General features: G+C 36.6%; 10 protein-coding genes and 3 pseudogenes. 6 read left to right on the forward strand and 7 right to left on the reverse strand.

Annotated elements, in window-relative coordinates:
- Positions 1–44 precede the first annotated feature (44 nt).
- From DVW06_RS14630 to DVW06_RS14650, 5 genes are all read right to left on the reverse strand, one after another.
- Complete coding sequence (locus DVW06_RS14630; protein ID WP_002295014.1) at positions 45–866, reverse strand: PTS system mannose/fructose/sorbose family transporter subunit IID; 822 nt, start codon at positions 864–866, stop codon at positions 45–47.
- Positions 863–1,672: a PTS sugar transporter subunit IIC gene (locus DVW06_RS14635; RefSeq protein ID WP_060805052.1), complete on the reverse strand. Its 810-nt coding sequence runs from the start codon at positions 1,670–1,672 to the stop codon at positions 863–865. Before DVW06_RS14635 ends, DVW06_RS14630 begins: the two co-directional genes overlap by 4 nt.
- 21 nt (positions 1,673–1,693) lie before the next feature.
- A complete protein-coding gene (locus tag DVW06_RS14640; RefSeq protein ID WP_002287026.1) occupies positions 1,694–2,188 on the reverse strand; it encodes a PTS sugar transporter subunit IIB in 495 nt (164 codons plus the stop codon).
- A gap of 11 nt (positions 2,189–2,199) precedes the next feature.
- The gene (locus tag DVW06_RS14645; protein ID WP_281515164.1) at positions 2,200–2,700 is read right to left on the reverse strand and encodes a PTS sugar transporter subunit IIA; all 501 of its coding nucleotides are present in this window, start codon (positions 2,698–2,700) and stop codon (positions 2,200–2,202) included.
- Between the two features lie 64 nt (positions 2,701–2,764).
- Complete coding sequence (locus DVW06_RS14650) at positions 2,765–5,383, reverse strand: sigma 54-interacting transcriptional regulator (RefSeq protein ID WP_137264813.1); 2,619 nt, start codon at positions 5,381–5,383, stop codon at positions 2,765–2,767.
- A 482-nt stretch (positions 5,384–5,865) separates the two neighbouring features.
- Between DVW06_RS14650 and DVW06_RS14655 the strand changes: the two genes are divergently transcribed.
- On the forward strand, positions 5,866–6,081 hold the full coding sequence (locus DVW06_RS14655) for a DUF3955 domain-containing protein (protein ID WP_137264814.1): 216 nt from the start codon (positions 5,866–5,868) through the stop codon (positions 6,079–6,081).
- A gap of 240 nt (positions 6,082–6,321) precedes the next feature.
- Here DVW06_RS14655 and DVW06_RS17855 read toward each other — a convergent pair.
- A pseudogene (locus DVW06_RS17855) lies at positions 6,322–6,508 on the reverse strand (IS1182 family transposase); the annotation flags it as partial.
- Between the two features lie 433 nt (positions 6,509–6,941).
- Here DVW06_RS17855 and DVW06_RS14665 point away from each other — a divergent pair.
- The 5 genes and pseudogenes from DVW06_RS14665 (at position 6,942) to DVW06_RS14685 (ending at position 10,867) form a co-directional block, all read left to right on the forward strand.
- Positions 6,942–7,901, forward strand: a pseudogene (locus DVW06_RS14665) (IS30 family transposase).
- Positions 7,902–8,431: 530 nt separating this feature from the next.
- Positions 8,432–8,842: a PTS sugar transporter subunit IIA gene (locus DVW06_RS14670; protein ID WP_060805079.1), complete on the forward strand. Its 411-nt coding sequence runs from the start codon at positions 8,432–8,434 to the stop codon at positions 8,840–8,842.
- Positions 8,835–9,290 (forward strand): PTS sugar transporter subunit IIB, encoded by a 456-nt coding sequence (locus DVW06_RS14675; RefSeq protein ID WP_060805081.1) that lies wholly within the window; start codon positions 8,835–8,837, stop codon positions 9,288–9,290. Before DVW06_RS14670 ends, DVW06_RS14675 begins: the two co-directional genes overlap by 8 nt.
- A 16-nt stretch (positions 9,291–9,306) precedes the next feature.
- Complete coding sequence (locus tag DVW06_RS14680) at positions 9,307–10,038, forward strand: PTS mannose/fructose/sorbose/N-acetylgalactosamine transporter subunit IIC (protein WP_137264815.1); 732 nt, start codon at positions 9,307–9,309, stop codon at positions 10,036–10,038.
- 16 nt (positions 10,039–10,054) lie between these two features.
- On the forward strand, positions 10,055–10,867 hold the full coding sequence (locus tag DVW06_RS14685) for a PTS system mannose/fructose/sorbose family transporter subunit IID (RefSeq protein WP_060805085.1): 813 nt from the start codon (positions 10,055–10,057) through the stop codon (positions 10,865–10,867).
- Between the two features lie 215 nt (positions 10,868–11,082).
- Here DVW06_RS14685 and DVW06_RS14690 read toward each other — a convergent pair.
- A pseudogene (locus tag DVW06_RS14690) lies at positions 11,083–12,105 on the reverse strand (IS3 family transposase); the annotation flags it as partial.

Genomic DNA, 12,105 nt, shown 5'->3' on the forward strand with positions numbered 1-12,105 from the left:
CCTCCTTGCTAAAAAAACTGCAGCCTAGTAGCTGCAGCTTCCTACTATGCGATTCCAAGTAATGACAATAAAATTCCCAAGACGACCATTCCAAAAATAATTTTGATGACGCCGACTTTTTTATCTAGTAATTTGAAACAGCCCAATGTTACCAATAACGGTACAATTCCTTTAAAAATACTATCGAGGATTTCTTGGACATTCATTAGTTCTTCGCCCTTCATTGAAAAGCTCAAAACGGTATTGAATTTGACCATACTGATCGTCATTGCGCCTACCATGATCAGACCCAAGATACTAGCAGCTTTTGTCAGAATTTCAATTAACCCGTTCGCATACAGCTTTTCAATATATTTAGAGCCTAATGAATAGCCTAAAACGCCGCCATAGTATCGCATCAAATAATTAGGTATATTGAACATAACTAAAAAGATAATTGGTGCCAAAATATTTCCGGCATTGGCTAAGTTGATCGCTAGTCCCGCGGTAACGACACGCCAAACTCCCCAGAACAATGAATCGCCAATTCCAGCCAATGGTCCCATCAAACTCGTTTTGATCGCGTTGATACTTTCCACGTCAAAACCAGCTTTTTCAGAATTTTCCTTCTCCATCGATGCCGCAATCCCCATGACAAAGGACGCGCAAGGAATGGTCGTCGAAAAATACTGTGTATGACGTTCCAGCGCCGCAGCTCGATCTTCTTCACTTTTGTAGAAATGATTAATGAAGGGCATCATAGAATAGGCGAAACCACCGCCGCCCATCGTCACCGGATTCACCGAAGCATACATGGTCATCGAGCGCCAAAACATCTTCCGAACCAATTTTTTCTCATCTTTAGAAATTCCATCAGCTAATTTCATTGAAAGAAATCCTCCTCTTCTTGGTCAAGCGTTGCATTTACAGCAGCATCGCTTTGAACTGCATGAACAGATATATTTTTTAGTTGTAGATCTCTTTGGGCTATAACAATTGCAATAATCGTTCCAACTGCGGCAATTGCAATCAATGGTAACTCGAGATACGCCATAACAACGGCCCCAAAGAAAAACCACACAGCAATATTTTTACTCCAAAGCATCCGTAACAGCATCGCCATCCCAACTGCCGGCAGCAGATTTCCAGCGACTGTTAATCCGTTCATGATGACCTCTGGAATATTATCCAAGACGCTTTTGACAACATCTGCTCCAAATAAAACGGCAAAGAATGGAATAAGAGCATAAAGCGCATAGTGGACAAACCACATAACGAAGTGCAGATTGATGATTCCTTTTTGATCACCAGATTTTGCAAATTTGAAAAATTTAGCAGCCATCGGTCCACATACAAAAGAAAAAATCATATTCATTAACTGTAATCCTAATACTGCTAGTGGAAAGACAATGGGAATAATCGCATCCACGTTTCCTCCCATTTTGATTGCGAACGCTGTAGCCAACCCAGCAGCCAAAGAAGGCTCCGCCGTACTAGAGATTCCGATATTGACGACACCCATAAAAATGGCTTCTAGTGACGCCCCGACAATCAACCCCGTCTGCAAATCCCCCATCAACGCTCCTGCTAACGGAGCAACAACAATCGGACGACTCAGCATGGACATCCCGAACATTTCATGTCCAGCAACTCCAATAAAAACGGCCAAAGCGACTACAAATGCATCATACATAATTTTTCTCCTTCCTTTTTTCTAAAAATCACTCAAAATAGAGATAGCTGAACGTTTTTCCATCGCCGGTGTAGGCTGAAAAACGGTATCTGGATAAAGTTCAACTAATTCTTTTAAGTCTTGAATTTCTGACGTCGTTAACATCACTTCCTTTGATAAGGTTTTCTTATCTTCCGATGGCGGTGTCATTTTCCCAGCATTCCCCACGTTCATTAATTCGATTTCCGTTGGGAAAGCTTTCGCAACTTTTACCGCATCTTTGACATTAGGGACTAAAACCATCAAGCGCATGTCCTTCGCCCGCGGATCTTTTAACAAATGAATCGCGTCATCAACTGTTTTAATAATGACTTTGACATTCGATGGTGCAGCCATCTTCAATGTCATCTTTTGAATATCGTTGGTAGCCGCCTCATCGCTGGCTACTACTAACCCGGTTAAATTTAGACTCTTTGTCCAAGTCATCGCTACTTGTCCATGAATTAATCGTTCATCAATTCGCACTGCTTTAATCATTTTTCTTCCTCCTAAAAAAAATCTTCCTCTTCATTTACTACATGTACCTCATCAAGAATGGTCATCTTTATTTCCTGTTGGCATTTATTTACCAGTTCCTGAATATCCTCCTTTGTTAATTCCTTGGTTGCCAATACTATTTCGAGCAGAATTGGCAGATTAAAGCCAGACAAAATAGTTACAGCAATCTCTTTCTCCAAAAAGGTTTTGGTAATCTTCTGATTGACACTTCCGCCAAATAAATCGGTAAAAACAAAAATCTGATCCTGCTCGTTCACCTGGTTTACAAATACATTCAACTCCTGTTCATAATCACACTCATCCACATAAGCATTAATCACCGTAATCTCTTGAACCTTCCCCGTCAGTAATTGAATACTGCTAAGAAAGCCTGAAGCTAAGTGACCGTGAGTCGCTATTAGAATTTTCTTCATATGGTTAATTCCTTTCTTTCTGTTCACTTTCATATAAGCAATTCCTGTGCCAACTTTTAAAAACATTGGTTTAATCACGTTAATTCACAAAAAAAAAAGTGTCTAACCTGAAAAAATCAGATTAGACACTTTTTTAGACACTTTATTTTTGAATATACGGTCCTAATAATTCATAGAGCAGCGAAAGCTCATAAGCATTGACTTTAAAATTATATTTCATCTCCATTGATTGAAAAATACTTCTCGAAACATAATAAAATTCATCTTCATCTGGTTTCATATCATAATTTGGTTCTTCTGCTTTTTCTGTCCGCGCCAAGAATAAACGTTCCATCATCAATGCCGTATGCATATAAAGATTTAGTTTTACGCGGCCATTTAAAGTGAAATGATAGTAATTTTCATATTTAGAAATGACTGTTTCCACCTCACTCATCACGATTGTTGGGTTCAGAAAGTTCAAACGGTCTGCGATTCCTTCCAATGAAAAGAATTTTATCAGCTCCTGAATCAAACGGTTAAATTCTACCGGCTTCATCTCAGAACTCAAAATATGCTTCAAATTGGCTGCTCCATCACCATCTAAAATATCATACACATTGATATTAGGAATTGAAAAGGAACGTGGAAGATCCGAAGTCGTGATGACCAATTTTGTCTTGTCAAAATAAGTTTCATCATTTTGGTCGATTAATTCACGTAGTTCTCTGTATTCCTTCGTGAAAACTTCGATGGACTCATCCGATAAATGATGACGAAAAACATCCTTCAGTTTATCCGAGATACCCAATCCCGACATGCAGGAAATGATGATGTTGCTACTTTGAGAAAAGCCTTCAAAGTATTGAACATTGATTGAATACTTGTCTGCTGCATCCTCCGCAATCTGTTTAAATGGCGCATTCATCGTCATCTTCAGGCCAATATCAAGTGCAATGGAGGTCGTCAAATTATTCAGAAGAAGTAATTCTCCTTTTAAATCGTTCTTGATCTGTGTGTAGATTTGATTTAAAGAGCCCATATCTACGATCAGCACTAGACTATCTGTATTCACTTGCCGTTTCACGAAATTCCTTGTCGATTCGACAATCTCTGACACATTACTCTCTACTGGCATATCCAACGCTTCAAAAACATAATTGCCGCATAATTGATTCACTACTGCTTGAATGCTGCTAGCCGTACTATCTCCGTGAGCAAGCAACAGGCCCTTCAGCTCGATGGATTCATCTACATAATCAGATAAAGTCACGACAATAAGCAGTCTTAGAAAGTTCTCGTACTTTTCTGAGAGCGGTGGTAAATGCTCCAAGAACTGATTACATAAGTAAGTCGTCCGAGGTAGATTTGCAGCTAATGTACGATTTATCCCGGTTAAGTCTGTCTTATAGCTTGGGGAAATGACATAGGATCTGCTAATAATTTCTGCAACAGGTCCACTCGTCGTCAATCCGTACGTTTTTCCTAAAACGGATACCCAGACCTTTCTAAACATCTGAATCATCAATTTTCTACTCATTGATAAAAAAGAATCCTTATCAATGTGATGCACCAAATGCTGTACTTCATTCTTTATCGAAGAAAACTTTTCATTGAAATTACCTTCATTTATCAGCTGAGTAATTTTTTCCAAAATCGAATCATAATCAAACGGTTTGATTCGATCCGTTTTTATCTTTTGATTTTTCTTTATCAATAAACTAGCAATCGGCAAGCTTTCTACTTCGGATTCCAGCATATTTAACTGAATCAAGATCTCATTTTTCCCAATCGTTAATGGCTCTTCCCGTGTTCGACTGTACACATCCGCACAACTGATTTTAATGATATTCTTCAGCTTACCAATATTCCCACTAAAGGGATGAGATAACATTAGAGACAAAGCTTCTTTTGAAACAATAATATCTTTTTGTAAAATATCCGCTTCATTTTGAAAAAATAATTGAATCAGCTCTAACCGTTCTCGAATGGGACGATCTTCAAAAGTTGGCAACATAACACTGATTTGAATACGTCGATCAAAGGTGTCTAATAAATAATCTTCACTTTTTTCCGTCGTGGCGAAGATAAAACGAACCTTAGCAGAATGCCAGTTTACATTTTCACCGACTGGACGATAGTTTCCAGTATCAATAAAAACAAAGAGCTTTTCTTGATTTTCTTTCGACAAACGATGGACCTCATCAAGAAAAAGATAGCCATTGTTGGCTGTTGCCAATAACCCCTCTGTATCCTTCTCAGCCCCCGTAAAGGCCCCTTTCTTGTATCCAAACAGTGTTGCCGAAAGCAGTTCGGGATTGTCCGCATAATCGGCACAATTTAAAATAGCAAATGGTGCATCTTCTTCAATAGTTTGCTCGTGGATAGCGTATTCAAAAATTTTTGTGGCTAAAAAACTTTTTCCAACCCCCGTGGCTCCATTTATTAATACACTGAGTCCGTTAGGCGGATATTTGACAGCTGCAATACATTTTTGAATGACCTCTCTCAGACTTCCGTCATGACCCACCACAGAATGAAAGGCTTCGTTTATTTGCTCCGTATTATCTACAATCGCATATTCATCTAAAGGCTTCCACAAAACAGGCTTTCCCGGTAATTTCTCGACCTTTTTATCTTCCACTAATCTCGTCAAATAATGGCTGGCATTCTGACGAGAGATACCTAGATTCTTCGAAATTTTCTCGGCAGTGACAGAAGACTTGTTCCCTGTTAGTCGTATCAGCTCATCAAAAACTCGATCTTTAGCGCTCTTTTTCATTTTCCCCTCCAGTTCAACGTGTCTAGAAGCATAATAAACTATCGGCTACAATATGTCTATTCTATATTTCTGTTCCAATTTTACTTTGAAACAAAAATAATCGAGCTTAAACTGATATTAGTTATAAAACTATAGTTAGATTACCAATCTTCCTCTCATACAATAAACTTCTCTCACCTGCATCCAACCTACTTATGTGAAAGAATAACTGCCGATTATTTATCTTTTTTACAGTTACTTTCGAACATAAAAAAATCACCTTCAAATACTAGAAAAACTACTATTTGATGGTGGTTTAGAACAATTTCCGTTGATTCAGTATCGTCTGGTCCCACATCCTCTGTCTCATTAATCACAATAGCATACTCCAAAGGATAAAGCTGGTTGATATCTCAATGCCTTTCACACCTATCAATTTTGTCACACTTATCTTTTCCTAGGTTCTATTCTATATAATCTAGAAAAACAAAGAAGGAGACACCATGAAAAAATTCATTATTCCTTGTATATTTCTTTTCTTGAGTATTTTGTTATTTTCGACTTTCATCCTAGTCGGTTCTTACCTCGATTCAAGCGGAATGCTGATTGAACCAGCGTTCTTTTGTGTTCCGTTGGGCTACTTAACATTAGGACTTGCTTTCTTTACTGCCTTATACAGTTTCGTCAAACAAAGATTATTGAAGAAATACTCGGCTTGATTTGCACGTAAATCCTCTGTTGAAGAAAAGTTAGTTTTTTCAACAACGAACCTTCGAGTATTAAAAATGGATGTTGATGTAGACATCAAACGTCTGCATAAACATCCATTTTATTCCTCCATTACCAACAATTATTCCCAATCGCCAAAAGAAGCTTTTTTCGGAATTACCTTCTCCATTTTTTCACCTGCTGGTTATATTGTCTTTTGTAATACCGATAGTCCTCTTCAATCATTTTCAATATGCGAAAAGAACCAATTTTAACATGGCACTCAAATCACAATTCCTAGGGCGGCCAAAAAGATACGGCTCGTTGATTTCAAGGGTTTCAACGAGTTCATTGACAAACCCAGCGGTGCTATCTTCTTTTGGAATAAGAAGTTGTGATATCTAAAGTGAGTTGATTCATGTTATAATTTGTATGCATGATTTTGATCCTTTCAAGGGTTGAATGATTTAGAGTGCGAGTATCCTCTCGTACTCTTTTATTTTACCTAAAAAGCTCCAGAAATGACGAATGACTCGTCATTTCTAGAGCTTTTTTCAGAGAATTATGTCACAATCTCTTTTTGTTATATTGATATTCTATATCTTTTTTTATTGGTTTTATTCCCTTGTTCGTTATAGACTAAAATCCTTCTTTCAGCATTATTCAAATCAAATGGCAACATAATAGAGAAATTTATAGTATGTATAATCATCTGAATTCAATCAAATCAACCGGAGTCATATACGGTGTCAAACTATCCCACTGAGAGTTTATTAAACGCAGATTGTAAAATTAAGCTAGACAACTAAAAAAGTCATTTGTGCTACACTCAAAATAGTTCCGACCAAAGAATTATAAGGAGTGAAGACAAATGACCTATATCCATCTTACAACAAATGAACTCGTGATGATAGAAGCCTATTTCAATATGCATCAATCTGTTACCGTAGTCGCTAAGACCTTAAATCGTTCCAGACAGACCATCTACAATGTGTACAACTTCCTGAAACAAGGCCAATCTATCCATGACTATTACCAACAATATCAAAAAAATAAAACACGGTGCGGCCGACGACCCATTTGTTTGCCAGCAGAACAAGATGCGTATATCCGAAACAAGGTGGCGCAAGGATGGACACCCGATGTGATTATCGGTCGTGCTGAGTTTTCAATTTCATGTTCTGTTCGAACCCTTTATCGCAAGTTTAAAACAAACTAATTTGATTGCTCGAAACTACCCATGAAAGGAAAACGGAAACCCAACGGGCATAAAGAACGTCGAGGGAAACAAGCCTTCAAACAGAATATTTCAGAACGTCTCACGGACTATCCTGAATTTCAACAGGGATTTGGACATTTGGAAGGCGACACTATTGTGGGTGTCCATCATAAAAGTGCTGTCATCACGCTGGTTGAGCGCTTGTCAAAAGTGATTATTACTTTAAAACCCGAAGGACGGAAAGCACTAGATATTGAAAAAGTGACAACTGACTGGCTACAAAAGCTTCCCCGAAACTTGTTCAAATCCATTACCTTTGATTGCGGAAAAGAATTTTCGAATTGGAAAAACATGAGTAATGCTAACGATATTTCTATTTATTTTGCAGATCCTGGAACGCTGTCACAACGGGGATTAAATGAACATTCTAATGGATTGTTACGTAAAGACGGACTTCCTAATACAATGGATTTCAATCAGGTTGACCAAAAATTTGTGGCGGCGGTTGCCTCCAAAAGAAATCATATACCAAGGAAATCTTTAAATTATCGAACATCGTTAGAAGTATTTTTGAGTTACATAAGTGAGGAGCAATTGTCTAACTTAATTTGACATTTAGAAAATAATAAACCATATCCCATCTATTCAAATAATATTTTACCAATTGAAAGACTTGCTAATCAAAGCAGAATAGTTTATATAGATAAATTATTTTCTTTAAACTTATACTCATTTTTAGATATTTTATAAGAATACTTCATGTCTTCGCCAGTAATATAAAGAACATCTGTCTCTCCATTTGGACTTGGGTTATCTATTTTGGGTGTAACATACTATACATACAACCGATACATAAAAGATTTGACATCTGGACAAAACACAATGCTTTACTTCATTTTTATAGGCTTTGTTTACACCATCACAAAAATCACCTCCTAATTTACAAATTCATTAAACAAACAGAAATAAAAAATCACCACGATAGCCGCGTTCAAAAAAATTTACAAAAGAGAATTTTAGTTAAAGTTTTTAGATTCGCCCAACTAATTACCAAAGGTATTTTATTTATTCTTAATACGAAATAATTTATTGACATTTAGATTACCAATGGTATATTATTTATAAATAAATGGAGGTGGATTATGTACACAATTATTCTTGCAAGCCACAAAAATTTAGCGAAAGGAATGAAAGAGACAGTCGAATATATCCTTGGCCCTGCACCATTCATAAAAGTAATGACTGCATACACAGACGATAACTATGATATTGAAAAAGATACGAATATTCTTCTCGATGGAACTGATAAAGTCCTTGTCATCACTGATTTACTTGGTGGTAGCGTAAATAATCATTGGATGAATTATGTTTACGAAAAAAAATTAACAAAAAAAATTACAGTAATTGCAGGTATGACTTTGTCCTTAATTATGGAATTAAGTATGAACATTGAAGATTATAAATTGAGAGAAAAAATTTCCATGATTATTGCTGAAAGCCAAAAGAGCATTATAAACTGTTCAGAATTAATGGAGGTAGAAGATAATGATTAAACTATTAAGAATTGACGATCGCCTGATCCACGGTCAAGTTGCAATGGCTTGGACTAAGTCCGTATCTGCTGACTACATTATTGTAGTTGATGACGCCTCTGCTAATGACAAAATGAAACAAATGATTTTATCATTAGCAAAACCTGTATCAACGGGACTAGATATTATTACTTCAGCAGATTTTTTAAGTACCTTTGAAAAAAGGAAAAATCAAAATTTGATGATAGTCACTAGTTCCCCTAAAAGCGCATTTGAAATTGTAAACGCTATCCCAGGGGAAGTCGATTCAATTAATATCGGTGGTTTACGGTACGCCGAGGGAAAAGAGAAAGTTAACGAGTATGTGGCTATCACATCAGAAGACAAAAACTACTTAGCAAAATTAAAGGAGTCCGGCTTCAAATTAATTATGCAGGCTACTCCAACTGGTAAAGCGAAGATTTATTAGAAGGTGGGGAATAAGAATGATTGAATGCATTTTAATTGGCATAGTTGGGTATTTAACGACAATAGATGAAAGATATTTTGGGGCATCTATGATGAATCGACCGATAATAGTTGGACCTGTTGTTGGACTTATCTTAGGGGATCTCCATCAAGGCATCTTGATAGGATCAGCATTAGAAGCAATGTTTATTGGCATTGTAACGATTGGTGCTGCACTACCACCAGATGTAGGTGTAGCTGGTACTATTGCAACGGCTCTAGCAATAAAAAGTGGAGCAGGTGCTGATGTAGCTGTTACATTGGCGATGCCTTTCGCTGTATTGGCACAAGGATTAAACATGTTGGCTTTTACGATTAACTCCTTTACCGTTTCACAAGGTAGAAAAGCAATTGAAAACCGCAAATTATCATCTTTTCAGAAGTGGCATTTTTTTCCATTAATCGTTCGCTTACCTTCCGCAGTACTTACATTTTTAGTAGTATATTTTGGTGCCAATGCTACAGAAAGTTTTGTAAATATTATGCCAGAAAAATTAATGACCGGTTTCACCGTAGCTTCTGGTTTACTCCCCGCTGTTGGATTTGCCATGCTAATTCAAGGAATGATTGACAAAAAATCAGTTCCTTATTTTTTCATTGGATACCTTTTAGCGGCATATTTAGGAGTCCCCGTAGTTGGTGTAGCTGTTGCTGCAATTATGGTTGCTTTATTAGTTATCCAAACTAAACGCAATCCTGTAAATATTTAAAGGGAGAGTGATAATTATGGGAGATTCTAAATTAACTAAAAAAGAAATAAACAAGGTTTTCTGGCGTTCATTTGCTTTACAGGGATCCGAGTCATACACTGATATGCAAGGAATGGGATATAGTTTTTCTATATTACCTGCTTTAAACAAAATATATCAAGGGAATGATGAAAAATATTATGAAGCTGTTTACCGAAATACGGAATTTTTTAATACAACGCCTCATATTTCAACCTTTATTATGGGTATGTCATTAGCACTTGAAGAAGAAAATGCAAAAACAGATCAATTTGAAACTGAAACAATTTCATCGATAAAAGCTGCATTGATGGGGCCTGTAGCTGGTATTGGTGATAGTTTCTACTGGGGAACATTTCGCGTTATTGCTGCTGGCATCGGCTTATCTTTAGCTGCCCAAGGAAACATTTTAGGTCCAATATTGTATTTTTCAATTTATACGCTGTTACATTTTCTTGGCAGATATGGCTGCTTACGTATTGGATATCGGATGGGAGCAAACGCCATTGAAAAAGCATTTGAGAACAATTACCTTGAAAGTTTCTCGTTAGCAGCATCTATCGTAGGTTTAATGTCAATTGGAGCCATGACCTCATCTCTGGTACGCTTTACTATTCCCGCCGTATTTAAATCAAAAGGTGGAGAAATAAATGTTCAGCAAATGCTCGATGATATTTTTCCAGGAATTCTCTCATTGGGGCTAACATTCTTTGTTTACTTTCTATTAAAGAAAAAAGTAAAGGTTCTTTGGATTATACTTGCTATCTTCGTCTTTAGTATTGTTGGAGTTTATATTGGATTATTAGGTTAATTAATCCAGAATAAAACTAGATCAGACATCAACTTAAACCATAAAATACCCAAAGATAAATGTAAATATGAGTAAAAAGAGCATGGTATAAATTATTAGGATCTATAATTTATGGGTCTGATGAATCAGAATTGATTCTGTAGTGACCTAAAAAAGATAGATGTTTTCGGAGTGGAGAAAATTCACTCCGTTTTTCTTTGCTTTTCTTGATGATTTTAGACAGCTTTGAATGCTATTACTCTAAATTGCACCGGACTCTGCCAGTTTAGTTTCCTTTTCATACGCTCATGGTTGTAGTAATGAATATAGCCATCAATGGCTTGCTTCAATTCTTCAAAGATACGATAGTCTCTTCCATAATAAATTTCCTGCTTTAATAGACTAAGGAAGTTCTCAATGATCGAATTATCTAAGCAGGTCTCCTTACGGGACATACTTTGGAAGATCTTATGTTCTTTCAACTTATGACTATAAGCTTTCATTTGGTAGGTCCATCCTTATTGGAGTGAAAAGTTCGACGATAGATACATTCCGTTGCGCAGATAGCTTCCTCTAAAGCTTCCATGATAGCCAACGCACTTGGCTTCTCAGAAATGCGATAAAATAAAATTTCACTGTTGTACATATCTAAAAATGGATCAAGATACAGCTTCTTTTCACGATTGGCACCGTATTTATCCATTTCAAAATATTTTAGTTCTGTCGTATCTGTTGTAACCTTTTGATGACAGTTGCTTGTGTAAAAGCGTCGATGAATTCGATTTTTTGTAATCATGCCGATTCTTCCACGATAAGTATTATAGCGGCGATATTTTCTCGTAAATGATCGTACTTCAATACTCAGCTTTCGAATCAAACGTTGTACTTTTTTCTTGTTAACATGGAACCCACGGTCCCACAATTCCTTTGTCATACGTAAATATCCATAATCTTTATATTGACTTCTTATTTTAAGCATTTCCTCTTCGATTTCTTGATCTGAATTTCTTCGATCAAATCGTCTTTGCCAATACATAAAGGTTAATTCAGGAAATTTCAAGGTTTCAAGAAGCTCAACTAATTTGAATGATCCTCGGAGGTTGTCGATGATTCGTGCGATTGATTCGTTCGTCTTTGTTAGACTTCCTGTTTTCTAAGCTTCCTCAATTCTTTTAAAAAGGTATTCTCAATTTGAAGGGATCGGACTTGCTTTTCTAATGCCTTGATACGATCGCGTTCTTCAGTTGTTGTATTTTCTT

Source organism: Enterococcus sp. ARL09-542, assembly GCF_005234805.1.
Classification (GTDB): Bacteria; Bacillota; Bacilli; order Lactobacillales; family Enterococcaceae; genus Enterococcus_D; species Enterococcus_D gallinarum.

Excerpts from the sequence above, each read along its gene's own strand:
- DVW06_RS14650 (WP_137264813.1), bottom strand. The coding sequence starts at position 5,383 with ATGAAAAAGAGCGCTAAAGATCGAGTTTTTGATGAGCTGATACGACTA.
- DVW06_RS14675 (WP_060805081.1), top strand. The coding sequence starts at position 8,835 with ATGATTAAACTATTAAGAATTGACGATCGCCTGATCCACGGTCAAGTT.
- DVW06_RS14635 (WP_060805052.1), bottom strand. The coding sequence starts at position 1,672 with ATGTATGATGCATTTGTAGTCGCTTTGGCCGTTTTTATTGGAGTTGCT.
- DVW06_RS14670 (WP_060805079.1), top strand. The coding sequence starts at position 8,432 with ATGTACACAATTATTCTTGCAAGCCACAAAAATTTAGCGAAAGGAATG.
- DVW06_RS14680 (WP_137264815.1), top strand. The coding sequence starts at position 9,307 with ATGATTGAATGCATTTTAATTGGCATAGTTGGGTATTTAACGACAATA.
- DVW06_RS14640 (WP_002287026.1), bottom strand. The coding sequence starts at position 2,188 with ATGATTAAAGCAGTGCGAATTGATGAACGATTAATTCATGGACAAGTA.
- DVW06_RS14630 (WP_002295014.1), bottom strand. The coding sequence starts at position 866 with ATGAAATTAGCTGATGGAATTTCTAAAGATGAGAAAAAATTGGTTCGG.
- DVW06_RS14655 (WP_137264814.1), top strand. The coding sequence starts at position 5,866 with ATGAAAAAATTCATTATTCCTTGTATATTTCTTTTCTTGAGTATTTTG.
- DVW06_RS14685 (WP_060805085.1), top strand. The coding sequence starts at position 10,055 with ATGGGAGATTCTAAATTAACTAAAAAAGAAATAAACAAGGTTTTCTGG.